This window comes from Type-F symbiont of Plautia stali (genome assembly GCF_059731105.1).
Window position 1 is genome coordinate 729,114 of the sequence record NZ_AP035909.1, and the last position, 25,596, is coordinate 754,709.

General features: G+C 56.8%; 19 protein-coding genes and 2 pseudogenes. 11 read left to right on the forward strand and 10 right to left on the reverse strand.

Features of this window, described 5'->3' with window-relative positions; genetic code table 11:
• Positions 1–82 precede the first annotated feature (82 nt).
• A complete protein-coding gene (gene aroP, locus AC6I7A_RS03270) occupies positions 83–1,438 on the reverse strand; it encodes an aromatic amino acid transporter AroP (RefSeq protein WP_009092097.1) in 1,356 nt (451 codons plus the stop codon).
• A 515-nt stretch (positions 1,439–1,953) separates the two neighbouring features.
• Between aroP and pdhR the strand changes: the two genes are divergently transcribed.
• The 5 genes and pseudogenes from pdhR to AC6I7A_RS03295 form a co-directional block, all read left to right on the forward strand.
• Positions 1,954–2,718: a pyruvate dehydrogenase complex transcriptional repressor PdhR gene (gene pdhR, locus AC6I7A_RS03275; RefSeq protein ID WP_009092096.1), complete on the forward strand. Its 765-nt coding sequence runs from the start codon at positions 1,954–1,956 to the stop codon at positions 2,716–2,718.
• A gap of 103 nt (positions 2,719–2,821) precedes the next feature.
• Entirely contained in the window at positions 2,822–5,488 is a 2,667-nt protein-coding gene (gene aceE, locus AC6I7A_RS03280; protein WP_058957898.1) for a pyruvate dehydrogenase (acetyl-transferring), homodimeric type, read from the forward strand.
• Between the two features lie 14 nt (positions 5,489–5,502).
• On the forward strand, positions 5,503–7,404 hold the full coding sequence (aceF, locus tag AC6I7A_RS03285) for a pyruvate dehydrogenase complex dihydrolipoyllysine-residue acetyltransferase (RefSeq protein ID WP_058957899.1): 1,902 nt from the start codon (positions 5,503–5,505) through the stop codon (positions 7,402–7,404).
• Between the two features lie 160 nt (positions 7,405–7,564).
• Entirely contained in the window at positions 7,565–8,989 is a 1,425-nt protein-coding gene (gene lpdA, locus AC6I7A_RS03290; RefSeq protein ID WP_046101230.1) for a dihydrolipoyl dehydrogenase, read from the forward strand.
• Positions 8,990–9,037: 48 nt separating this feature from the next.
• Positions 9,038–9,325 (forward strand): annotated as a pseudogene (locus tag AC6I7A_RS03295) (IS481 family transposase); the annotation flags it as partial.
• A gap of 266 nt (positions 9,326–9,591) precedes the next feature.
• Here AC6I7A_RS03295 and AC6I7A_RS03300 read toward each other — a convergent pair.
• Positions 9,592–9,972 (reverse strand): annotated as a pseudogene (locus AC6I7A_RS03300) (Ssp6 family T6SS pore-forming effector); the annotation flags it as partial.
• Positions 9,973–10,071: 99 nt separating this feature from the next.
• Positions 10,072–10,977 (reverse strand): LysR family transcriptional regulator, encoded by a 906-nt coding sequence (locus tag AC6I7A_RS03305; RefSeq protein WP_058957902.1) that lies wholly within the window; start codon positions 10,975–10,977, stop codon positions 10,072–10,074.
• Between the two features lie 105 nt (positions 10,978–11,082).
• Between AC6I7A_RS03305 and AC6I7A_RS03310 the strand changes: the two genes are divergently transcribed.
• From AC6I7A_RS03310 to yacL, 3 genes are all read left to right on the forward strand, one after another.
• Positions 11,083–11,592, forward strand: coding sequence for a phenolic acid decarboxylase (locus AC6I7A_RS03310; protein WP_009092087.1), 510 nt, complete (start codon positions 11,083–11,085; stop codon positions 11,590–11,592).
• A gap of 419 nt (positions 11,593–12,011) precedes the next feature.
• On the forward strand, positions 12,012–14,609 hold the full coding sequence (gene acnB, locus AC6I7A_RS03315) for a bifunctional aconitate hydratase 2/2-methylisocitrate dehydratase (RefSeq protein WP_153009218.1): 2,598 nt from the start codon (positions 12,012–12,014) through the stop codon (positions 14,607–14,609).
• A 190-nt stretch (positions 14,610–14,799) separates the two neighbouring features.
• Positions 14,800–15,180 (forward strand): protein YacL, encoded by a 381-nt coding sequence (gene yacL / locus AC6I7A_RS03320; protein ID WP_009092085.1) that lies wholly within the window; start codon positions 14,800–14,802, stop codon positions 15,178–15,180.
• A 63-nt stretch (positions 15,181–15,243) separates the two neighbouring features.
• On the opposite strand, the gene AC6I7A_RS03325 is transcribed toward yacL, so the two are convergent.
• The 5 genes from AC6I7A_RS03325 to AC6I7A_RS03345 all read right to left on the reverse strand — a co-directional run bounded on the left by AC6I7A_RS03325 (position 15,244) and on the right by AC6I7A_RS03345 (position 20,661).
• Complete coding sequence (locus AC6I7A_RS03325; RefSeq protein ID WP_058957915.1) at positions 15,244–15,915, reverse strand: SDR family oxidoreductase; 672 nt, start codon at positions 15,913–15,915, stop codon at positions 15,244–15,246.
• Positions 15,916–15,923: 8 nt separating this feature from the next.
• Positions 15,924–17,120, reverse strand: coding sequence for a sialidase family protein (locus tag AC6I7A_RS03330; RefSeq protein WP_058957904.1), 1,197 nt, complete (start codon positions 17,118–17,120; stop codon positions 15,924–15,926).
• Between the two features lies 1 nt (position 17,121).
• A complete protein-coding gene (locus tag AC6I7A_RS03335) occupies positions 17,122–18,537 on the reverse strand; it encodes a sodium:solute symporter family protein (protein ID WP_009092082.1) in 1,416 nt (471 codons plus the stop codon).
• 79 nt (positions 18,538–18,616) lie between these two features.
• On the reverse strand, positions 18,617–19,501 hold the full coding sequence (locus AC6I7A_RS03340) for a dihydrodipicolinate synthase family protein (protein ID WP_058957905.1): 885 nt from the start codon (positions 19,499–19,501) through the stop codon (positions 18,617–18,619).
• Positions 19,502–19,512: 11 nt separating this feature from the next.
• Positions 19,513–20,661, reverse strand: a complete 1,149-nt coding sequence (locus AC6I7A_RS03345; protein ID WP_058957906.1) for an iron-containing alcohol dehydrogenase — start codon at positions 20,659–20,661, stop codon at positions 19,513–19,515.
• A 187-nt stretch (positions 20,662–20,848) separates the two neighbouring features.
• On the opposite strand from AC6I7A_RS03345, the gene dtnK reads away from it, so the two are divergent.
• The 3 genes from dtnK to AC6I7A_RS03360 are packed head-to-tail and all read left to right on the forward strand — an operon-like array spanning position 20,849 to position 23,846.
• Positions 20,849–22,105 (forward strand): D-threonate kinase, encoded by a 1,257-nt coding sequence (gene dtnK, locus AC6I7A_RS03350; RefSeq protein ID WP_058957907.1) that lies wholly within the window; start codon positions 20,849–20,851, stop codon positions 22,103–22,105.
• Positions 22,098–23,078, forward strand: coding sequence for a D-threonate 4-phosphate dehydrogenase (locus AC6I7A_RS03355; RefSeq protein WP_058957908.1), 981 nt, complete (start codon positions 22,098–22,100; stop codon positions 23,076–23,078). Before dtnK ends, AC6I7A_RS03355 begins: the two co-directional genes overlap by 8 nt.
• 6 nt (positions 23,079–23,084) lie before the next feature.
• Positions 23,085–23,846: a DeoR/GlpR family DNA-binding transcription regulator gene (locus AC6I7A_RS03360; RefSeq protein ID WP_046101239.1), complete on the forward strand. Its 762-nt coding sequence runs from the start codon at positions 23,085–23,087 to the stop codon at positions 23,844–23,846.
• Positions 23,847–23,893: 47 nt separating this feature from the next.
• Here the strand turns inward: AC6I7A_RS03360 and speD are convergent, their stop codons facing one another.
• Positions 23,894–24,709, reverse strand: coding sequence for an adenosylmethionine decarboxylase (gene speD, locus AC6I7A_RS03365; protein WP_009092072.1), 816 nt, complete (start codon positions 24,707–24,709; stop codon positions 23,894–23,896).
• A 22-nt stretch (positions 24,710–24,731) separates the two neighbouring features.
• Complete coding sequence (gene speE, locus AC6I7A_RS03370; protein ID WP_058957909.1) at positions 24,732–25,595, reverse strand: polyamine aminopropyltransferase; 864 nt, start codon at positions 25,593–25,595, stop codon at positions 24,732–24,734.
• Position 25,596 lies beyond the last annotated feature (1 nt).

A 25,596-nucleotide genomic window follows, 5' to 3' on the forward strand; every position in this document is an offset into this window, starting at 1 on the left:
TCACTACCCGTCAGCAATAAAAATAGTAACAGAACGAAAGTGGCCGGTGCGCCTGAGCTGGCGCACCGGATAAGAGAAGGGATCAGACTTTCTGCGTCTGGTTCTTAATAAAGTAACCCAGCGCCAGAATCACCAGCCAGACCGGGATCAGCCAGACAGAGATGGCCATGCCTGGCGTGGTTGCCATCAGCACCAGTATTGCCGCCAGGAAGATCAGGCAAATCCAGTTACCGGCCGGATAGAGCAGTGCTTTGAAGCGGGTGGTCACGCCCTGCTGGTCTTTCTTACGACGGAACTTAAGGTGCGCCAGGCTGATCATCGCCCAGTTGATGACCAGTGCAGAGACCACCAGTGACATCAGCAGGCCGAACGCTTCACCGGGCATCAGGTAGTTGATCAGCACGCAGAGCGCCGTGGCGACCGCAGAAACCAGAATGGTTAAGACCGGAACGCCGCGACGGTCAACTTTCAGCAGCGATTTGGGCGCGTTGCCCTGCTGAGCCAGACCAAACAGCATACGGCTGTTGCAGTAAACGCAGCTGTTGTAGACCGACAGGGCGGCCGTCAGGATCACCACGTTCAGCGCATTCGCCACCATGGCATCGCCCAGCTCGTGGAAGATAAAGACAAACGGGCTGACTTCAGAGGTGACACGGCTCCACGGCATCAGTGACAGCAGCACCGCCAGTGAACCAATGTAGAAAATCAGGATGCGCCACAGCACCTGGTTGGTCGCTTTCGGGATGCTGACTTCCGGATTATCGGCTTCAGCGGCGGTGATCCCCACCAGCTCCAGCCCACCGAATGAGAACATGATGATCGCCATGACCGTCACCAGACCGCCAATGCCGTGCGGGAAAAAGCCGCCCTGTTCCCAGAGGTTACGCACCGTCGCCTGCGGACCGCCGTTGCCGCTGAAGAGCAGCCAGCCGCCGAACAGGATCATGCCAATGACCGCCACCACTTTAATAATGGCGAACCAGAACTCCATCTCACCAAAGACTTTCACGTTGGTCAGGTTGATGGCGTTAATCATGACGAAGAAGATGGCTGCCGAGGCCCAGGTCGGAAAGTCGGGCCACCAGAACTGAATATATTTGCCGACGGCAGTGAGCTCTGCCATGGCGACCAGCACGTAAAGTACCCAGTAGTTCCAGCCCGAGGCGAAGCCGGCAAAGTTGCCCCAGTATTTATAGGCGAAGTGGCTGAAGCTGCCGGCAACCGGCTCCTCAACGACCATCTCGCCCAGCTGGCGCATGATTAAAAAGGCAATAAAACCGGCAATGGCATAGCCCAGAATAACGGCCGGACCGGCGGATTCGATGACCGATGCGCTGCCCAGAAACAGGCCGGTTCCTACTGCTCCACCCAGCGCGATGAGCTGAATATGGCGGTTCTTAAGACCACGTTTCAGCGCCTCGCCTTGCTGTTGTTCCATACAAACCTCGTGATGTTTTTATTCTTCGTTCCCAGCGCGGTTCGCTGTAAGGAAGTAGTTACATTAACGTATTGATTATTTTACGGTATCTGGCGTGCTGAGTGCTGCCATGCGCTACCCTGGCGACAAGAATAGTGATAAGCGAATCGCTTTGCACCTGCTTTCGCCTTTCGTGCTGAGAGTTGACTGAAAAAACGCCGTCCCGGTCACGTCAGGCCAGAGAAATTTCTGCCATGAAATGCGGTTCATGACGAATAGCTTTCACTTATGGATGCCGCTGCGCTTCGGGGCTAAGCAGGTGTAAGGTTTGGTAAAAGTGAATTTATTTAACATTCAGCCCAACGCGAATTTTTCATTTTTTTAACCGCAAGTTAGCGTCAGGGCGGGCTTCAGTGGCAGGGGAATGTCACAGACACCATATAGACACAAGGTGAATACTTTGTTACTTTACCGCCACCTCTGTACAATTGGTATTACCAATTTACTCCGGACGACTGGCTTAATAAGAAGGGATGATGGCTTACAGTAAGATTCGCCAACCCAAGCTCTCAGATGCTATTGAGCAACAGCTCGAATCCCTGATTATGGAAGGGACACTGCGTCCGGGAGAGAAGCTGCTCCCTGAGCGCGAACTCGCCAAACAATTCGATGTCTCACGTCCGTCTCTCCGCGAAGCGATCCAGCGCTTAGAAGCGAAAGGATTGTTGCTGCGCCGTCAGGGCGGCGGAACATTCGTACAGGAGCATCTCTGGCAAAGCCTGAGTGATCCACTCGTTGAGCTTCTCGCAGACCATCCGGAATCACAGTTTGACCTGCTGGAAACGCGTCATGCCTTAGAGGGCATCGCCGCCTATTACGCCGCGCTGCGCGGCACAGAAGAAGATCTGCTGCGCATTCGCGACTGCCATGTGCACATCCAGCAGGCGCAGGACAGCGGCGATTTAGACGCCGAAGCGGACGCCGTGATGCAGTATCAGATCGCTGTCACAGAAGCGGCCCATAATGTGGTGCTTTTGCATTTGCTACGCTCAATGGGCCCTATGCTGGAACAAAACGTCCGTCAGAATTTCGAATTGCTCTACTCTCGCCGGGAAATGCTGGCAAAAGTGAGCGGTCACCGCGCCAGAATCTTTGAGGCGATTGTGGCCCGTGAGCCAGAAAAAGCGCGCGAGGCTTCACACCGTCACCTGGCGTTCATAGAGGAAATCTTGCTGGACAGAAGTCGGGAGCAGAGCCGTCGAGAACGCTCCCTGCGTCGTTTACAGCAACGTAAGGAATAACGTGCGACAAAGATCGTACGGACATGTGCGACGAGCCTGCCTGCTTGTGCTTTGACAGGCTCCCGATTATTCAACGTATTAGACACAGATAAGGAACACACCCATGTCAGAACGTTTACACAATGACGTGGATCCGATTGAAACTCGTGACTGGCTACAGGCGATCGAATCGGTCATCCGTGAAGAAGGTGTTGAACGTGCACAGTATCTGATCGATCAGGTACTGGGTGCAGCCCGCAAAGGCGGCGTGAACGTTGCTGCAGGTTCGTCTGCTATCAGCAACTACATCAACTCTATTGCCGTTGAAGATGAACCCGACTATCCGGGCAACACCTCTCTTGAACGTCGTATCCGTTCCGCTATCCGCTGGAACGCCATCATGTCGGTGCTGCGCGCATCGAAGAAAGATCTGGAACTCGGCGGCCATATGTCCTCCTTCCAGTCTTCTGCGACCATTTATGAAGTGTGCTTCAACCACTTCTTCCGCGCGCGTAATGACAAAGATGGCGGCGATCTGGTCTATTTCCAGGGCCACATCTCTCCGGGCATCTATGCCCGTGCGTTCCTTGAAGGTCGCCTGACCGAAGAGCAGATGAACAACTTCCGTCAGGAAGTTGACGGTAAAGGTCTCTCTTCTTATCCGCACCCGAAATTAATGCCGGAGTTCTGGCAGTTCCCGACCGTTTCTATGGGTCTGGGTCCATTGTCAGCGATCTATCAGGCGAAGTTCCTGAAATATCTGGAACACCGTGGCCTGAAAGATACCTCTGCTCAGACCGTCTACGCCTTCCTGGGTGATGGTGAGATGGATGAGCCAGAATCCAAAGGTGCGATCACCATCGCGACCCGTGAAAAACTGGATAACCTGGTCTTCATCATCAACTGCAACCTGCAGCGTCTGGATGGCCCGGTCACCGGTAATGGCAAGATCATCAACGAGCTGGAAGGCATCTTTGCCGGTGCTGGCTGGGAAGTGATCAAAGTCATCTGGGGCGGTCGCTGGGATGAGCTGCTGCGCAAAGATACCAGCGGCAAGCTGATTCAGCTGATGAACGAAACCGTCGACGGCGACTACCAGACCTTTAAATCCCGTGATGGCGCCTATGTGCGTGAGCACTTCTTTGGTAAATATCCGGAAACCGCCGCGCTGGTTAAAGACATGTCCGATGATGAAATCTGGGCACTGAATCGTGGCGGCCACGATCCGAAGAAAATCTACGCGGCACTGAAAAAAGCGCAGGACACCAAAGGCAAGCCGGTGCTGATCCTGGCGCATACCATCAAAGGTTATGGTATGGGCGACACCGCGGAAGGCAAAAACATTGCTCACCAGGTGAAGAAGATGAACATGGATGGCGTGCGCTATATCCGTGATCGCTTCAACGTGCCGGTTGCTGACGATAAAATCGAAGATCTGCCGTACGTGACCTTCGAAAAAGGCTCAGAAGAACACACTTACCTGCACGGTCAGCGTGAGAAGCTGGGTGGCTACCTGCCGACGCGTCAGCCGAAGTTCACCGAGAAGCTGGAAATGCCAGCGCTGGAAGAGTTCGGTGCGCTGCTGGAAGAGCAGAACAAAGAGATCTCCACCACCATCGCCTTCGTTCGTGCCCTGAACGTGATGCTGAAGAACAAGTCGATCAAAGATCGTCTGGTTCCGATCCTCGCGGATGAAGCGCGTACCTTCGGTATGGAAGGTCTGTTCCGTCAGATTGGTATCTACAGCCCGAACGGCCAGCAGTACACTCCGCAGGACCGTGAGCAGGTTGCTTACTACAAAGAAGATGAGAAAGGCCAGATTCTGCAGGAAGGGATCAACGAGCTGGGCGCAGGTTCATCCTGGCTGGCGGCGGCGACCTCTTACAGCACCAACAACCTGCCGATGATTCCGTTCTACATCTATTATTCGATGTTCGGCTTCCAGCGTATCGGCGATCTGATGTGGCTGGCGGGTGACCAGCAGGCGCGCGGCTTCCTGGTCGGCGGAACCTCCGGTCGTACCACGCTGAACGGCGAAGGCCTGCAGCATGAAGATGGCCACAGCCATATTCAGTCGCTGACCATCCCGAACTGTATCTCTTACGACCCGTCTTACGCCTATGAAGTGGCTGTCATCATGCATGATGGTCTGGTGCGTATGTATGGCGAAGCGCAGGAGAATATCTACTACTACATCACCACGCTGAACGAAAACTACCATATGCCAGCCATGCCGCAGGGTGCGGAAGAGGGTATCCGTAAGGGTATCTACAAGCTGGAAACGGTAGAAGGCAGCAAAGGCAAAGTGCAGCTGCTGGGCTCAGGTTCTATCCTGCGTCACGTACGTGAAGCGGCACAGATCCTGGCGAAAGATTACGGTATCGGCTCTGATGTCTACAGCGTCACCTCGTTCACCGAACTGGCGCGTGATGGCCAGGATTGTGAGCGCTGGAACATGCTGCATCCGACAGAAGAAGCACGCGTGCCTTACATCGCTCAGGTGATGAATGACGCGCCAGCGGTTGCCTCAACCGACTACATGAAACTGTTCGCTGAACAGGTTCGCAGCTATGTTCCAGCCAGCGATTACCGCGTGCTGGGTACCGATGGCTTTGGTCGATCTGACAGCCGTGAGAATCTGCGTCATCACTTTGAAGTTGATGCATCTTATGTGGTGGTTGCTGCGCTGGGTGAGCTGGCTAAACGCGGCGAGATCGAGAAGAAAGTGGTGGCGGAAGCCATTACCAAATTCAACATCGATGCCGATAAAGTTAACCCGCGTCTGGCTTAAGAGGTAAGAGAGTAATGGCTATCGAAATTAAGGTACCGGATATCGGGTCTGACGAAGTTGAAGTCACCGAGATTCTGGTGAAAGTTGGCGACAAGGTGGAAGCCGAGCAGTCGCTGATCACCGTGGAAGGCGACAAAGCCTCAATGGAAGTGCCTTCCCCGCAGGCTGGCGTAGTGAAAGAGATCAAAATCGCCACCGGTGACAAAGTAGAAACCGGCTCGCTGATCATGGTGTTTGACGCAGAAGGGGCCGCAGAAGCGGCACCTGCCGCCACCGAAGAGAAGAAAGCGGACGCAGCACCTGCACCCGCCGCGGCAGCCGCCACCGCCAGCAAAGAAGTGGGTGTGCCGGATATAGGCGGTGACGAAGTTGAAGTCACTGAGATTCTGGTGAAGGTTGGCGATAAAGTTGAAGCCGAACAGTCACTGATTGTGGTGGAAGGTGATAAAGCGTCAATGGAAGTGCCGGCTCCGTTCGCGGGTGTGGTTAAAGAGATCACCATTGCGACCGGCGATAAAGTCAGCACCGGTTCTGCCATCATGGTCTTTGAAGCGGAAGGGGCTGCACCGGCCGCTGACGCGAAGCCAGAACTGAAAGAAGAAGCGGCATCGGCACCCGCCGCAGCGGCAGGCGCAAAAGAGGTTAACGTCCCGGACATCGGCGGTGATGAAGTCGAAGTCACCGAGATCCTCGTGAAAGTGGGCGACAAAGTTGACGCTGAGCAGTCACTGATCGTGGTGGAAGGCGATAAAGCGTCAATGGAAGTGCCTGCGCCATTCGCGGGTACCGTCAAAGAGCTGAAAGTGGCGACCGGCGACAAAGTCAGCACCGGATCACTGCTCATGGTGTTTGAAGTCGAAGGTGCCGCACCGGCCCCGGCGGCAGCGAAGCAGGAAGCCGCACCGGCCCCGGCTGCGAAACCTGAAGCTAAATCTGCGGCGCCTGCTCCGGCAGCCAAAGCGGACAGCAAAGGTGAGTTTGCCGAGAACGATGCGTACGTTCACGCTACCCCGGTGATCCGTCGCCTGGCGCGTGAGTTCGGTGTGAACCTGGCGAAAGTCAAAGGCACCGGCCGTAAAGGTCGCATTCTGAAAGAAGACGTGCAGACTTACGTGAAAGAGGCGGTGAAACGCGCTGAGGCGGCACCGGCTGCGGCAAGCGGTGGCGGCCTGCCAGGCATGCTGCCATGGCCGAAAGTGGACTTCAGCAAGTTCGGTGAAGTCGAAGAAGTCGAACTGGGTCGTATCCAGAAAATTTCGGGTGCGAACCTGAGCCGTAACTGGGTGATGATCCCGCACGTTACGCATTTCGACAAAACCGATATCACCGATCTGGAAGCGTTCCGTAAGCAGCAGAATGCCGAAGCAGAGAAGCGTAAGCTGGATGTGAAGTACACCCCGGTGGTGTTCATCATGAAAGCTGTCGCTGCCGCGCTTGAGCAGATGCCACGCTTCAACAGCTCGCTTTCCGAAGATGCGCAGAAGCTGACGCTGAAGAAATATATCAACATCGGTGTGGCGGTCGATACGCCAAATGGCCTGGTGGTTCCGGTCTTCAAAGACGTGAACAAAAAGGGCATTACCGAGCTGTCGCGTGAGCTGATGGCGGTGTCGAAGAAAGCGCGTGACGGTAAGCTGACCGCGGGCGATATGCAGGGCGGATGCTTCACCATCTCCAGCCTGGGCGGCCTGGGAACCACGCACTTCGCGCCGATTGTTAACGCGCCGGAAGTGGCTATCCTGGGTGTCTCTAAATCGGCGATGGAGCCGGTGTGGAACGGTAAAGAGTTTGCGCCGCGTCTGATGATGCCAATCTCTCTCTCCTTCGACCACCGCGTGATCGACGGAGCTGATGGTGCAAGATTCATCACCATTATTGGCAATATGCTCTCTGACATACGTCGTTTAGTTATGTAAATGTGAAGAAGGCCGGCGGATGCCGGCCTTCCTTTAACGTTTCGTCGCGTCACGGTTGGCAGTTTGTTAACAATTCTGTAAACTCTTGCGGTGAAAGTCCCGGTGGAACAAGGGCATTATAAGAACGTCTGACCCGCCGGATATCAAATAAGAGGTCATGATGAGTACAGAGATTAAAACCCAGGTCGTGGTACTTGGGGCAGGTCCTGCAGGTTACTCTGCAGCCTTCCGTTGTGCGGATTTAGGTCTGGAAACCGTACTGGTAGAGCGTTACAGCACCCTTGGTGGTGTGTGTCTGAACGTCGGTTGTATCCCCTCTAAAGCGCTGCTGCACGTTGCCAAAGTGATCGAAGAGGCGAAAGCCCTTGAAGAGCATGGCATTGTGTTTGGTCAGCCCTCTACTGATATCAACAAGATTCGCAGCTGGAAAGAGAAGGTGATTAACCAGTTGACTGGCGGCCTGTCAGGAATGGCAAAAGGTCGTAAAGTCAAAGTGGTTAATGGCCTCGGCAAATTCACCGGTGCTAACACCCTGGTGGTGGAAGGTGAAGGCGGCGCGACCACCATCAACTTCGATAACGCCATCATCGCTGCGGGTTCACGCCCAATCGAACTGCCTTTCATTCCTCATGACGATCCCCGCGTCTGGGATTCAACCGATGCGCTGGAACTGAAAGAAGTGCCGAAGCGTCTGCTGGTTATGGGCGGCGGTATCATCGGTCTGGAAATGGCGACGGTGTATCATGCGCTGGGTTCAGAGATCGATGTGGTTGAGATGTTTGACCAGGTTATCCCGGCTGCGGATAAAGATGTCGTCAAAGTCTTTACCAAGAAAATCAGCAAGAAGTTCAACCTGATGCTGGAAACCAAAGTGACCGCCGTTGAAGCAAAAGACGATGGCATTTACGTTTCAATGGAAGGCAAAAAGGCACCGGGTGAAGCGCAGCGTTATGACGCCGTGCTGGTGGCTATCGGTCGTGTGCCGAACGGTAAAGGTCTGGATGCCGGTAAAGCGGGCGTGGAAGTGGACGATCGCGGCTTTATCCGTGTCGACAAGCAGATGCGTACCAACGTGCCACACATCTATGCTATCGGCGACATCGTCGGTCAGCCAATGCTGGCGCACAAAGGCGTGCACGAAGGCCACGTTGCGGCGGAAGTGATCTCCGGTCTGAAGCACTACTTCGACCCGAAAGTGATCCCATCCATTGCCTATACTGAGCCAGAAGTTGCCTGGGTTGGTCTGACCGAGAAAGAAGCGAAAGAGAAGGGCATCAGCTACGAGACCTCCACCTTCCCGTGGGCTGCCTCTGGCCGTGCTATCGCTTCAGATTGTGCAGACGGTATGACCAAACTGATTTTCGACAAAGAGACGCACCGTGTTATCGGTGGCGCGATTGTCGGCACTAACGGCGGCGAGCTGTTAGGCGAAATCGGTCTGGCGATTGAGATGGGTTGTGATGCGGAAGATATCGCGCTGACCATCCATGCTCACCCGACCCTGCATGAGTCAGTCGGTCTGGCAGCAGAAATCTTCGAAGGCAGCATCACCGATCTGCCTAACGCGAAAGCGAAGAAGAAGTAAGTTTCCGCTGCTGACGAAAAAGCCTCCAATATGGAGGCTTTTTTTGGCCTGGATTATACGAAGACCAAAGCGATGTCACTACAGACGAACGGCATCTGCGATGCGCTTCCACATGTCGATATTGCAGGAAGGTGACGTTCCGCAAAAGCGGTATGGTGAACCCGACACATTAAAATTTGATCTTGATGACTGGCTGGCTCACTTAATAATCAGCGAACTCATCAGGGGAAAATGTGCCCTGGCCGGACGCTTATGGAAATATTACCTGATGGAAAAAGCCTCTGGGCTGAGAAGAATGCAATCCAAATGCACTCTGATAAATACCTGTATAAATAACGGGTAACTTTCAGATGAAGTCTGAGCTGATAAAACTGAGTATAGCCCCATGAGGGACTTACTGATTTGGCCGTTCAGGTAAGACCTTACCTATCAGATAGACAACCCCGATAGACAGACCAATCGCCATCAGCCGCTCATGCCAGGTTTCATAGTGAAAGAACCAGTAGCAGCACAGAAGTAGCAGTAACCCGCCTATGATCGCACCTGACACCTCTATAAGGCTATACATGATGCGTTTACCTAAGCTCAGCTTGGTAGACTCATTATCTCGCATTAGCGTTTACCTCCTTCTCTACCATTTCAATGATCCGTTCAAAAGCCGGTTGCCCTTGCGTTCGCTTCACATAGAGAGCTTCTAAGAACGGGTTCAGAGCTGGCTCAGGTAGGAAGTAGAGTAAATCATAGTTCCTCACGCGTAATGCGTTATAGACTTCAGGATTGCTCTTTTGCAGCTTTTCAGAGGTATAGATACATCTCTCTGTCATGCCACCAATAAGCAGGGCATTACCAATCAGACCACCTCTGACCGCAACAAGGAACGAGCTACGCTGCGCAATGGTAGTTGCTAACCTTCCTGCTATTAATGAGTTCGTAAGCGTCCGGCCAGCAACTGAAGCCATCGTTATGCTATAGATAGCGTTCTGCGCTGGTGTTCCACGCTTTAGGGGGATAAACCGCAGCTTCATCTTTGGAATACGTTTTTTTGCATGTTCCCCGCGTCAACGGAAACAAACTCAGCCTCCTCAGCGCTCAGCTATGCGCTTCTCCTGCGCCACCCGCTCCACAAACATCTGCGCCAGTTCAGCAATGGCATTGTTGCCGGGCAGCCTCTCTTCATTGATATACATCACCAGCGAACTGCTGCGTCGGCGGCCCTGCAACAGCGGCAGGGGGCGCAGTTCACCGCTCTTTAGCAGCCCGGCGATATTCTGTTCCGGTAACCAGCCATAGCCCAGCTGATGCTGGACTGCTTCAATCGCGGCGGAGAGCGTCGTGAAGGACCAGTTCTCCGCCTGATCGCCACTGACCTCGGATTGCTGCTGTTGCTGCCGATCCAGGATGGTGATGCAGGGCCAGCGAGCCAGCGTGGTGGCACTCAGCGGGGCAGGTTCAGTGTGCAGCGGATGATCACGATGGGCAACGGCCACGAAATCGACGCTCATCAGGCTCTCGCCGGCAACAGGGGCATCGCCATATTGCGCAACCAGCCAGAGGTCAGCCTGCTGCTCAGCCAGCCTTTCCGGCGTTTCGCTGCGAACAATTTCGCTGAACCAGATGCGGACATGGGGGTAGTGCTGCTGAAAGGTCTGCAGCACATCAAACAGCAGAGGTTTAGGCAGCGTCGCGTCCACCATCAGATCGATGCGCGAACGTTCACCCCGCTGCAGCGCATGCGCCTTAGCTTCAAGCGCGCTGAATCCCTCCAGCAATGGACGAACCTGAGCCAGTAGCTGATGTCCCTCGGCAGTGAGGACGGCGCGACGCCCCTCCTGTTGCAGCAGTGTCAGACCCAGCCGCTGCTGAAGCAGGCTAAGCTGATAGCTCAGTGAAGACTGGCTGCGATGATGCTTTTCTGCGGCCAGCGCAAAGCTTCCTTCATTCACCACCGCGTCGAGCAGCGCCCACTGTTCCAGTGTCGTCTTATACATGGCAACTCATCGAAAAATTGGATTATTCAGTGCTAAAAATAGCGTTATTCATCTCATCTGTAACGCGTAATAATCTCCTCAAGGCAAATAAATGAGGAATTGACCATGAGCACTTTTGATAAACATGATCTGTCAGGCATCGTTGGCAAACACCTGGTTTACACCTACGACAACGGCTGGAATTACGAGCTCTACATCAAAAATGCCAGCACTATCGACTATCGCATCCACAGCGGCATGGTGGGTAATCGCTGGGTTAAAAACCAGCATGTCTATGTCGTCCGTCTGGCGCAGGATGTCTATAAAGTTTCCTGGACTGAACCTACCGGCACCGATGTCAGCCTGGCCGTCAACCTGGCGGATAAAATCTTCCACGGCACCATCTTCTTCCCGCGCTGGGTAATGAATAATCCGGAAAAAACCGTCTGTTTCCAGAATGACCATCTGGAAGAGATGGCTGCCTTCCGCGAAGCAGGTCCGGCTTACCCAACCGAAGTCATTGACGAGTTCGCGACGCTGACCGTGATCCGCGATGTGGGCGAAAATAACGAAAGCGTGATCGACTGCCCGCCCGATCAGCTGCCCGCTGACTTCCCGGAAAATCTGAAAAACTGATAGCAGGCAGAAGAGGCCATTAAGGCCTCTTCTGCGCCGCTGTGTCTGGCCGGTGGCATCGTTGGCCAGTCCTGCAAACCGCACCTTTCTATTCCTGCCCGTTATCGATTCTGCCCTGATACTTCTCTTAAACCGCGATAAACCAGACATTTTCCAGGGCTATTTTCCCCGGCATGCGGTACGCTCGGGACCGTCCGTTTACGCACAGTCAGCCCGCGCAGACGGCGAACCGGACAGGCAGAATGGGCGTAGTCGATTATGTTGTATTTTTGTAAACAGATTAACAAACAGACGAAATCCTGCTATTCTGCCCTCCGCGAAACCGGGCACCTCAACCTGGACAAGAAAAGGGAAGGTTGTTCTCCATAAGTGAGCAAGGTGGTCGGAAAGCCCTACATAATGAGAGCGAGGATAACGTCGTGCTAGAAGAATACCGTAAGCACGTTGCCGAGCGTGCTGCCCAGGGAATTGTTCCTAAGCCTTTAGAGGCTTCCCAGATGGCCGCGCTGGTTGAACTGCTGAAAAATCCACCTGCGGGTGAAGAAGAATTTCTGACCGATTTACTGGTCAACCGAGTCCCACCTGGCGTCGATGAAGCGGCGTATGTCAAAGCCGGTTTCCTGGCGGCTGTTGCCAAAGGCGAAGCAACCTCTCCTCTGATCTCTCCTGAAAAAGCGGTCGAACTGCTCGGTACCATGCAGGGCGGTTATAACATTCATCCGTTGATCGAGGCGCTGGACGACAGCCGACTGGCCCCCATCGCGGCCAAAGCCCTTTCACACACCCTGCTGATGTTCGACAACTTCTATGATGTCGAAGAGAAAGCCAAAGCGGGCAATGAATACGCGAAGCAGGTCATGCAATCCTGGGCCGATGCGGAATGGTATCTGTCACGTCCTGAGCTGGCCGAAAAGATCACGGTCACGGTATTCAAGGTAACGGGCGAAACCAACACCGACGACCTCTCTCCGGCCCCGGATGCCTGGTCACGTCCTGACATCCCGCTGCACGCTCTGGCGATGCTGAAAAATGCCCGCGAAGGCATTGAGCCGGATGAGCCGGGCAATATCGGCCCGATCAAACAGATCGCAGCGCTGCAGGCCAAAGGCTATCCGCTGGCTTACGTCGGTGACGTGGTCGGAACCGGCTCATCCCGTAAATCCGCCACCAACTCGGTGCTGTGGTTCATGGGCGACGACATCCCGAACGTGCCAAACAAAAAAGGCGGCGGCGTGGTGCTGGGCAGCAAAATTGCGCCTATCTTCTTCAACACCATGGAAGATGCGGGCGCACTGCCGATTGAAGTGGACGTCAACGACCTGAACATGGGCGATGTGATCGACATCTACCCCTACAAAGGTGAAGTGCGTAAACACGAAACCAATGACCTGCTGGCCAGCTTCGAACTGAAAACCGAAGTGCTGATTGACGAAGTGCGCGCCGGTGGCCGTATTCCGCTGATCATCGGCCGTGGCCTGACCACCAAAGCGCGCGAGTCGCTGGGTCTGCCGCACAGCACCGTATTCCGTCAGGCGAAAGATGTTGCGGAGAGCACCCGTGGCTTCTCACTGGCGCAGAAAATGGTCGGCCGCGCCTGTGGCGTAACCGGTGTGCGTCCGGGCGCGTATTGCGAACCGAAGATGACCTCCGTGGGATCGCAGGATACCACCGGTCCGATGACCCGTGACGAGCTGAAAGATCTGGCTTGCCTGGGCTTCTCGACCGATCTGGTGATGCAGTCCTTCTGCCACACCGCCGCCTATCCTAAGCCGGTCGATGTGAACACGCACCACACGCTGCCAGATTTCATCATGAACCGTGGCGGTGTCTCACTGCGTCCGGGTGACGGCATTATTCACAGCTGGCTGAACCGTATGCTGCTGCCGGATACCGTAGGAACCGGCGGTGACTCCCATACCCGTTTCCCTATCGGTATCTCTTTCCCGGCCGGTTCGGGCCTGGTGGCGTTTGCCGCGGCAACGGGCGTCATGCCGCTCGACATGCCGGAATCGGTCCTGGTGCGCTTCAAAGGCAAGATGGAACCCGGTATTACGCTGCGCGATCTGGTTCACGCCATTCCGCTTTATGCCATCAAACAGGGCCTGCTGACCGTTGAGAAGAAAGGTAAGAAAAACATCTTCTCTGGTCGCATCCTGGAGATTGAAGGTCTGCCGGATCTGAAAGTTGAGCAGGCGTTTGAGCTGTCCGATGCGTCAGCAGAGCGTTCTGCGGCGGGCTGTACCATCAAGCTGGATAAAGCGCCAATCATCGAATATCTCAACTCCAATATCGTGCTGCTGAAGTGGATGATCGCAGAAGGTTACGGCGATCGTCGTACGCTGGAGCGTCGCGTGGAGAGCATGGAGAAATGGCTGGCCGATCCTCAGCTGCTGGAAGCCGATGCGGATGCGGAATACGCCGCCGTGATCGAGATCGATCTGGCTGATATCAAAGAGCCGATCCTCTGTGCCCCTAACGATCCAGACGATGCCCGTCTGCTCTCGGACGTTCAGGGCGAGAAGATCGACGAAGTGTTTATCGGCTCGTGCATGACCAACATCGGTCACTTCCGTGCTGCCGGTAAGCTGCTGGACAGCCACAAAGGTCAGCTGCCAACCCGTCTGTGGGTGGCACCGCCAACCAAGATGGATGCCGCACAGCTGACCGAAGAGGGCTACTACAGCGTCTTCGGTAAAAGCGGTGCGCGTATCGAGATCCCGGGCTGTTCACTCTGCATGGGTAACCAGGCACGTGTGGCAGACGGTTCGACAGTGGTTTCCACCTCGACCCGTAACTTCCCGAACCGTCTGGGTACCGGCGCAAACGTCTATCTGGCGTCTGCCGAGCTGGCTGCCGTTGCGTCACTGCTGGGCCGGCTGCCCACGCCTGATGAGTATCAGCAATTTATGGCGCAGGTCGATAAAACGGCCAGCGACACCTATCGCTATCTCAACTTCGACCAGCTGGCGCAGTACACCGACAAAGCGGAAGGCGTGATTTTCCAGACCGCAGTCTGATCCTTCACCTTGTAAGCATGCATAAGGGGCGATGATTCGCCCCTTTTTTTCGTCTTCGCGCCGGTCACCGGCACGATCAAAAGCTGGATTTCGCCTGACAGCCTGTAATAATGCGCGACGTGTCACATTATGCTGCAAAGCCAGCCGTGACACTCATTGAGTGACGCGACGACGTTGAGAGGAACGGGCGATGGAATATGAATTTTTACGCGATGTGACCGGACAGATTAAGGTCCGCATGTCGATGGATCATGAAGCGGTCGGCCACTGGTTCAACGAAGAGGTGAAAAACGATCCGGGTCTGCTGGATGAAGTCGAAGCCGCTATCGAAGACGTCAAGGGCAGTGTGCGACAGTGGCAGCGCATCGGCAGCGAATACACCATCCTGGTGGATGAGGAGGAGGTGATGATTCGCGCTAACCTGCTGGCGCTGGAAGATGACGGCATGGAGGAGGGGATGAACTACTACGACGAAGAGAGCCTCTCATTCTGCGGCATTGAAGATTTTCTGCTGGTCATCGCCGCGTACCGCCAGTTTGTGAACCAGTATGGCAATCCCGTCCGGCGCTAAATGCCGGACAGGTGGCGCTTCACGTCTGGCCGGGATGTGAAACCGCCCGGCGGCCGGGGCAGGTTAGCTCAGCGAGGCGCCACCGCAGATCACCAGTTGCTGGCCGGTGATTGCCGCTGCTGAGGGAGAGACCAGGAACGCCACCAGATCGGCCACTTCCTGCGGCTGAATATAGCGGCCTATCGGCGGCAGGCGCGGCGGTGAACTGGCGCGGCCCGGCTGGTGCAGCATCGGTGTTTCGGTCGCACCGGGGGACACGATATTGGCGGTAATGCCACGCGGAGCCAGTTCTGCCGCCCAGCTGCGCACCATGCCGATCATCGCTGATTTGGTCGCCACGTACTGACTGCGGCCTGCGGCACCGCCTGACGTACGGCTCCCCAGCAGCAGCACTCTCCCGCCTGCCGCCATCCGCGGCGCAAAATGGTTCGCCAGCTGTTCCGCAGCGGCCACGTGCAGCTGCCACAGACGGGCGCTGGCCGCCAAATCCAGTTCCCCCAGCGGCGCGGCCTGCATCATCCCCGCGGCATGGATCACCGCCTGCGGCACAGGCAGTTGTTCCAGCAGCGCCTGCAGGGCAGCGCTGTCACTGATATCGATCTGATTGCTCTGCCAGCCCGGTTCTGTGCGGCTGACCGCCGAACGGCTCAGGCCGATCACCTGCCAGCCGTCACTCAGTAAGCGGTCACAAATCGCCTGACCGATGCCGGAGCTGGCACCGGTCACCAGCGCCATCCGTTCATTCACGCGTCACCTCCCTGCACCCATGACTCCTCAATCCGCACATATTTGATCGCCTGACGATACCAGGTATAGGCGATATGCAGTTCGCCATGCAGACCCTCTTTGATGCTGGGATAGGAGAACTCACGGTTTAACTTCTGCTGCGAGTTATTGGTCATACAGTAGCCATCGCCTTCGTCCAGATTGCGCTGCAGCGGCCAGCTTTTGCCGCCATCGGTTGAGATCGCCAGTGTCATGGGCGCACGGGGCGCACCCCAGAAGGCGGTACGGCCGCTGTGTACCACCGCTTCGGCGGCCACCGCCACCTCACCGTCCTCTTCATCATCTTCAATTTCGTCATAGAGCGACAGGCGACGTTCGCTGGCACCTTCAGCACTCATGGCGTTAAACACCAGCGCCAGATGACCGTTGCGCAGCGTCGTGACCTGAATAGAGGAGTTGTTATTTGGCAGCGACAGCGCTTCGGGTGCACTCCAGCTCTCACCCTGATCAAACGAGCGGCTCTGGTAGATGTGATCGGCCCAGCGACTGCGGTAGAGCGCCAGCAGCGAGCCATCCTCCAGCAGGGTGACGTTCATATGGACGCAGCCGGTGCTGTCAGGCACGCTGACATCGCGCCAGCTCCGGCCTTTATCCTCCGAGATCTTCACGGCGCTGACATCATAGTTACCCACCCATTTTTCACCGGGCGGCGTCAGGCAGTAAAAGACCGGCAGCAGCCAGTTACCATTCGGCAGCACCACGATCGGCTGACGAATAAAGGTGCCAGGCTTATCCAGCAGGGTGTCGATCGCGCCCCAGCTCCGGCCCAGATCGTGAGACTGACGATAGCGCACGATGGCGGTGTCCTGATTACCGGACTTCTGCGCCGTCCAGAGCAGCCACAGGACCTGATCGGGATCGAGGAACAGCACCGGATTCTGCTCGGACCGCGTCGGATCCTCAGAGAGTTTCTGCGCATCACTCCAGCGATCGCTGCCTTTCTGCAGCCGTGAACACCAGACAGAGATATCGGCGATCCCCTCCTGGGTGCCGCCAAACCAGACGCAGAGCAGATCGCCATCCGGCAGCGGCAGCAGGTTAGCCGCATGGTTTTGCGGGCAGGAGGAGGGCAGCATCGCAACCTGCTGCGCGCTATCCTGCGGATGCGGCGCAAGCTGACCGGTACGTTCGGCGGTGACGGTTTCCTGAGTCATATTAGGCTCCACTCTTTTGTGCATTGCGTTGCGGTTGAGGCTGAGACTGGCGTGACGGGATGCAGCGATCAATCACCATAATGATCGCCGGCGTGGCCAGCGCCACATACATATTATCGATGCCAAACGGATTCCCCATCAGGAACCAGACGGAGGTGACCAGACAGGAACCAATCAGACCGGCGTTAGCGCCGCGTGTGCTCTTAAACCACGGCAGATAGAACGCCATGATCGCCACGACGGTGATCGACAGGCGAATCGCGCGGGTAAAGAAGGAGAGCTTCAGCACTTCCGGGAAGAACAGCACAAACAGCAGCGGAAAGAAGCCGATGGCAATCGAGAACCAGCGCGTCACTTTGAACTCGCGCTCTGGCGTAGGGTGACGGTAAGGGACATAAAAATCTTTCACTACCAGCGAGGCGATCGCCAGCGCCACGGTGCCGACGCTGACGAAAATCGATGCCACCAGCGAGGTCGTCACGATGCCCGCCAGCCAGGGGGACATATCCTGCAAAAACACCGGCAGGGCATAGAGGCTCTTGATGTCGGGATGGGCAAACTTCGCCGCCACGCCGATCAGTGCCATCGCCAGGCCGATAGGCAGGCAGAAGAAGAAGGCGACCCACGTGGCACGCTTAGCGGATTTGACATCTTTGGTTGAGGAGATCGCCTGGATCACGAACTGGGTGCAGAAGATCGAGCCCACGGTTCCGATCAGCCAGGCCACGATGGTACTGGCCCCGACGTGACCATCCCACGTCCAGTAGAAGGCGGGCATTTTCTCGATCATCGGGGCCACGCCGCCGGTCATCTTCAGCGCCACGTAGAGGATAATCAGGATCCCGATGTACTTAATGGCGCTGTGCAGCAGCGTCACCCAGGCCACTCCTTTCATGCCGCCAAACGCGAAGTAGAAGGTACTCACCACCGCGGTAATAAAGGCCGCCTGGGTCAGGTCGATCTTCAGCACGGTAGAGATCGCCGCCGCGCCGCTGATGTAGTTGCCGACGTTCACCAGCAGCAGCGCATAGATCATGATCAGCGAAATGATGTTTTTGGTCGAACTGCCATATTTTTCGGCGATCGCCCCGGAGATGGTGATCTTACCGGTGTTGTAGATGCGCTTCACCAGGATCAGACCAAACAGCGGGAAGCCAATCGCCGCGCCGATCACTGACCAGGAAGCGGCGAAGCCATTTTCAAAGGCGGCCTGCGCAGTGCCGATCGTGGATTTTGCCCCGATATATTCCGACATCAGCATGATGCCGACGATAAAGGCGGGCATGGCGCGGGAGCCTTCCATAAAGTCACCGCTGCTTTTACTGCGCAGCCGCCAGGTCAGCCAGGTGGTGAACAGGATATAGGCGACCACCATGCCTACGATCAGTAAGGTGCTCTCAGTTGAAAATGCGTTCATCATAACCTCGATTGTGCTGGCAGATGGCGACCATCAGGTTCGTTCTCATCTGACCGGTAGGAGACAAAGGCGATGGCGTTTATTGCAGGTAGTGGGTGACGATCTGACGGATCTGCTGCTGCTCTTCGGCGCTGAACTGCACCGCATAGCGGCTTTCACCCACCTCGAAGCCCATCAGGCTGACCGCTTTTTTCACGGCGGCCGGTGAGAAACCGATGCTGTAAAGCGCCGTGCGCAGACCGGTGACGTTCTCCTGAGCCTGCTGCGAACCGGCAATATCGCCGGCAGCGAAGCGCGCCCAGATAGCGTTAATCGCCTCCGGGGCCACGTTGGCCAGCCCGGAAATGGCGGCGGAGCAGCCCTCAACAAAACCCTGATGGATCAGCGAGTCGGGGCCATTCAGCACATCAAAACCGTCACAGTCGGCGGTGGCCTGCATGAAGCCGCGCAGGCTGTCATAACTGCCCGCCGAATCTTTGATGCCGATGATGTTGGGATGGGCGGCCAGCGTGCGCACCGTCTCCGGCTGCAGCGTATTGCCGGTGCGCGCCGGGATGTTGTAGAGGAACAGCGGCACCGTCAGCGCGTCAGCCACGCGCCGGTAGTGATCGATCAGCTCCTGCTGTTTCAGCGGCACAAACCAGGGGGTGATCGCGGAGACGGCATCCACGCCCAGGCGGGCGATCTGTGTGCCGAGCCGGATCGTTTCACGCGTCGAGATTTCGCCGATGTGCGCCACCACCGCCGCGCGGCCGCTGACTTCATCCACGCAGGTGGCGGTGACGGCGAGCTTTTCCTGCTCGTTCAGCACAAAGAATTCGCCGTTGGTGCCGCCGCAGAAGATGCCGTTACCGGCCCGGAGCTGTCGTCTGACCTGCTCACGCTGTCTCACCGGATCAAAAGCGCCGTCACGATCGAAGGTGGTGACGATGGCGGTCAGTACGCCGCTTATTTTCTTATTCATGACAATCCTCATTACGCCTGGCAGGAAGGAAACAGGGTCAGATAGACCGCGCGCACATCGTCAGCGGTGACCGCCATCGGGACATTTTTAATCAGGCGCTGCACGTCGAGCGCGGCTTCCACCAGATAGGGCAGGTGATCCGGGCCGATGCCCAGCGCTTCCAGACTGGCAGGCAGCTGCAGACGCGCCACCAGTGCGGTGAAGTAGTCGACCAGCGCATGGGATTTCGCTTCATCACTTAAACGGCGGTCAGCATCGGGCAGCAGGTCATAGGCCTGAGCGAATTTACTCACCGCCGCCGGACGGACAAAGCGCATGCAGGGGGCCAGCAGAATGGCATTCGCCACGCCGTGCGGCAGATGATATTTGCCGCCGAGCGGGTAGGAGAGGGCGTGCACCAGATGCGTGCCGGCATGGGCAATCGACGCGCCGCCATAATAAGAGGCCCACAACATCTCCAGTCGTGCCTGCAGATTCTCCGGCTCCCGCAGGGTGGTTTCGAGATTGGCGAACAGCTTCTTCATCCCGATCAGCGCATAGTTATCGCTGACCGGATTGGCGACGCAGGCGGTAAAGCACTCGATCAGGTGGCAGAGGGCATCAATACCGGTTGAGGAGGCGATGTGTGCGGGCATGCTGGTGGTGAGTTCCGGCACCAGCGCGACGACATCGGGCAGCATGATCGGGGAAATAATGCCGACTTTGTTCTCCTTCTCCGGGATCGCCAGAATCGCATTGGGCGTGGCTTCTGAGCCGGTACCCGCGGTGGTCGGAATCAGCATGGAGCGGGTGCGGTGCTGCGGTTTCTCCCCCGCCAGCAGGGCTTCCAGCGACGGGGCCGCATCCACGCACAGCACCGACAGCAGCTTTGCCACATCCAGCACGCTGCCACCGCCGATACCGATCACCATGTCAGCCCTGCGCGACGTGAGTGCGGCAAGAAGGGCGGCCACATCATGCTGGCTCGGCTCGGGGGGAACACTGTTCACCACGCTGATGTGGGGGATCTGCTCCCGGAATTGCCCCAGCAGCGCCTGCACAGCCGGAATCGCTTCAATGTTCCGGTCAGTTACCACTACCGCGGATGAAACCCCCTCCAGCAGATAGCGCATGTCGTTTAACGCCTGATAGCCGCTGATCACCGTGCTGTTAATGTTCATTTCATACCCTTATATCGATCGCGTCTGAGCAGATGATTAACTTTGCTCATCTAAATGCGAGGTCAGTCACTCTGTATGGCTCATTTTATAGGGCATATCGATTTCGATTAATTTGAAGTTGCTCACATATAATCAATTATGATTGAATATAATCAATGGCAGCGGCAATTGCCTGACAGGAGTGAGGATGGGCTCATCTTTATGGAAAACGCCGGTACTGGTCATCGCCGATGACTTTACCGGTGCCAACGATGCGGGAAGCGGACTGGCGCAGGCCGGCGCAGGCGTTCAGGTGCTGTTCGACACCCGGGGCGCGTTGCCAGAGACGGCAGATGTGCTGGTCGTCAGCACGGAGAGTCGGGCGATCAGCGCCACCCAGGCGGCAGAGCGCGTCACGCAGGCGGTGCGGCACTTCGCGGTGCAGTTTCAGCACGGCTGGCTGTTCAAAAAGATCGACTCCACGCTGCGCGGCAATATCGGCGCTGAAACGGTGGCGGCACTGAAGGCCAGTGCGAAAACGCTGGCGCTGGTTGCACCGGCGGTGCCACGACTGGGCCGCACCACGTGCGGAGGTCACGTCCGGGTCCATCAGCGTCTGCTCACGGACACCGAATTTGCCAGCGATCCGAAAACCCCGATCGCCAGCGCCAGCGTTCTCGAACAGATGCAGATCGCCGGCAGCGTGCTCGATCTTGCCACGCTGCGCAGCGACCGGCTTGATGCGGTGCTGGCGGCGGCGCACGGCATCGTCGTGGTGGATGCCGAAACCGGGGCGGACCTGGCACGACTGATCGCCGCGGCTGCGCGGCTGCGCGAGACGCCGCTGCTGGTCGGTGCCGCCGGATTAAGCGATGCGCTGGGCGCCGCGCTCCGGGTGCGAACGCCCCGGCCGGTGCTGGCGGTGGTGGGATCGATGAGCGAGAGCGGGCAGCAGCAGGTTGCCACGCTGATCAGTCGGCGTGACGCAGCAAGAGTGGATATCGATATCCGGCAGCTGTTCCGGCAGCCCGCCTGGCCCGATCGGGATCGCTGGATCGACGAGGCGGCTGCGGCACTGCGGGCCGGTCGCCATACGGTGATCACCACCTGCCAGCACGAGGCGCAGCGGCACGAGATTGCGCAGCTCTGTCAGCACTTCAGTATGACGCGCCAGCAACTGGGGGAGGCGATCTGCCAGTTTCTCGGCGAGATCACTTACCGGCTCTGCCTGAGTGCGCAGCCGCATGCGCTCTATCTGTCGGGAGGGGATGTGGCGATGGCCGTCGCCGGGGCACTGGGTGCCAGCGGCTTTACCATTCAGGGTCTGGTGGCGGGCTGTGTGCCGCACGGGGTTCTGCTTAACAGTGAATTTACTCTGCCGGTGATGACCAAAGCGGGTGGCTTTGGTGATGAAAACACCCTGGTAGCAGCCATTGATTTTATTGAGGAGAAGTCGAGTGAGTAAAATTATTGCGATCACCATGGGCGACCCGGCGGGCATCAGCCCGGAAATCATCATTAAATCGCTCTCTGAAGGTGAGCTGAATGGCATTCCTGCCGTGGTGATTGGCTGCGCCAGTACGCTGCGCCGTATTCTGGCGATGAACATTACGCCCCAGGCCGAGCTGCGGGTCCTTGACCGGGTGCAGGATGCACGCTTTGCTCCCGGCATCATCAACGTGATTGACGAGCCGCTGGCTGACCCCGACGCGCTGAAACCCGGCGTGGTGCAGAAAGAGGCGGGCGATCTGGCGTGGCGCTGTGTGAAACGTGCCACGGCGCTGGCGCTGGCGGGCGACGTGCAGGCGATTGCCACCGCGCCGCTGAACAAAGAGGCGATGCATGCGGCCGGCCATCTCTACCCGGGGCACACGGAGCTGCTGGCCCACCTCACCGACACCCGGGATTACGCCATGGTGCTCTACACCGATAAGCTGAAGGTGATTCACGTCACCACCCACATTGCCCTGCGTAAGTTCCTCGACACGCTGAACCAGTCGCGCATTAAAACGGTCATTGGTATGGCGGACACTTTCCTGCGGCGCGTCGGTTATCAGGCTCCGCGCATCGCCGTGGCGGGCGTCAATCCCCATGCCGGAGAGAACGGGCTGTTTGGCGATGAGGAGATCACCACCGTTGCACCTGCCATTCAGGCGATGAAAGCGCAGGGGATTGATGTCGCCGGGCCGTGCCCGCCGGACACGGTGTTCCTGCAATGCCAGGAGGGGCACTATGACATGGTGGTCGCGATGTACCACGATCAGGGGCATATCCCGCTGAAGCTGCTGGGCTTCTATGACGGTGTCAACATTACCGCCGGCCTGCCGTTTATCCGCACCTCTGCGGACCACGGCACCGCTTTTGATATCGCCTGGACAGGTAAAGCGAAGTCTGAGAGCATGGCGATCTCCATCAAACTCGCGATGCAGCTCGCATAGGGAAATATGAAGGGACAGAGCCGTCTTGACCAGATTATGGATTATCTGAAAAGCCATAATCTGGTGACTGTTGAGCAACTGGTCAGTGCGATCTCCGCCTCACCCGCCACAATTCGCCGTGATTTGATCAAGCTGGATAAAGAGGGCGTGATCAGCCGCAGTCACGGTGGTGTCACTCTGAATCGGTTTATTCCCGCCCAGCCGACCACCCTGGAGAAGATGCAGCGTCACCTGGCGGAGAAGCAGGCCATTGCGGAGTGCGCCGCCAGCTTTGTCCGGGCAGGCGATGCCATCGTGCTGGATGCCGGCACCACCATGCTGGAACTGGCGCGTCAGCTGACACATCTGCCGCTGCGGGTGATCACGGCCGATCTGCACATTGCGCTGTTTCTGTCAGAATTTAAGCAGATTGAAGTGACGATTATCGGCGGGCGGATTGATGACTCCAGTCAGTCCTGCGTGGGAGAACATGGACGCCGGTTGCTGCGCAGCATCAATCCCGATATCGCCTTCGTCAGCTGTAACTCCTGGAGCCTGGAGCGCGGCATCACCACGCCGACCGAGGAGAAAGCGGGGCTGAAACATGACCTGCTAGCCAATGCGGCTCGCCGGGTTCTGCTGGCGGACAGCAGCAAATATGGTTCCTGGTCGCTGTTCTGCGCGGCACCGCTGGATGAGCTGACCGATGTGGTGACGGACAGCGGTTTAGAGGACGCGGTCTGCCGCACGCTCCGCGAGCGCGGCATTGCGCTCGCGCTGACGGCCTGAGAGATAGCACGCGCAGGTTACCGCCGGTAACGCTGCGCGCCTGAGTGTTACAGCGTCTTCAGACCAACAGAAGGGATGTTTCTGCCGTAGTAGATCTCACGCATCTCTTTCCACAGCAGGTCGGTGATGCGTTTGTGCTCCTGCGGGCTGAGATCTTCCGGACGGGTGTTAAACAGGTAGTGCTTCAGCTCAAACTCTTTCAGCAACATCTTGGTGTGGAAGATGTTTTCCTGATAGACGTTCACATCCACCATGTCATACATCGCCTTCATATCCTCAGACATGAAGTTCTGAATCGAATTAATCTCGTGGTCGATAAAGTGCTTCATCCCTTTCACGTCACGGGTAAAGCCGCGCACCCGGTAATCGACGGTGACGATGTCTGACTCCAGCTGGTGGATCAGGTAGTTCAGCGCTTTCAGCGGTGAGATCACGCCACAGGTTGAGACTTCAATATCCGCGCGGAATGTGCAGAGTCCGCCTTCAGGGTGGCTCTCCGGGTAGGTGTGCACGCAGATATGGCTCTTATCCAGATGGGCCACCACCGAGTTGGGCAGGGGACCCGGATGTTCTGAGTTATCGATATCTTTTGGATCGATCGGCTCTTCGCTGACCAGAATCGTGACGCTGGCTCCCTGCGGCTCATAATCCTGACGCGCGATGTTCAGCACGTTGGCACCGATGATGGAGCAGGTCTCGGTCAGGATCTCCGTCAGGCGATTCGCGTTATATTGTTCATCGATATAGGCGATGTACCCATCGCGTTCAGCTTCAGTATTCGCATAGCAGATATCGTAAATACAAAAACTCAGGCTTTTCGTCAGGTTGTTGAAGCCATGTAGTTTTAGCTTTTGCAATTTCATTCACCCCCTTAGAAATGTGCTGTCAGCACGCGGCAGACAGCGCATTCAACAAATATTGTGGCAGGGCAAAGCTGCCGGTATGGATGGCTGGCGTGTAGTAACGGCAGGCCAGGCCAGCGGCCTCGAAACGCGCCTGTAGCGTGGCGGTATCCAGTTGGCGCAGCGCCGGATTGTCGCTCGCCCAGGCAAACGTCATGATGCCGCCGTAGTAGGTCGGGATCGCCGCCTGATAGAAGCTGACATCCGCAAAGTAGTGACCCAGCTTGCGATGGCTGTTCACCGCCTCATCCTGCTGCAGGAAGCAGACGCCATTCTGTGCCACAAAGATGCCATTTTCATTAAGGGCCGCTTTGCAGCCGGCATAAAATTCAGAGGTGAACAGACTCTCGCCCGGACCAATCGGATCGGTACAGTCGGAGATGATCACATCGAATTTTTCCTGCGTCTGATTGACGAAGTTTACCCCGTCATCGATCACCAGCGTAAAGCGCGGATCGTCGTAGGCGCCTGCGCTGTGGTTCGGCAGGTACTGGCGGCAAAAGGTCACGACGCCCGCATCGATCTCCACCATGGTAATCTTTTCGATCTGAGAATGACGCGACACTTCACGCAGCATCGCACCGTCACCACCGCCAATGATCAGCACGCTCTTCGCGGCGCCATGCGCCAGCAGGGGAACGTGAGTCATCATTTCATGATAGATAAATTCGTCACGCTCGGTCGTCTGAACCACACCGTCCAGCGCCATGACGCGACCCATCGCGGCATTTTCGAAAATGATTAAATCCTGATGCGCAGTCTTTTCACGGTACAGCTCTTTGTCTACCGTAAAATACTGGCCAAAACCGGCATGAAGGGTTTCATGCCACGTTTCATTGTGGGCCATG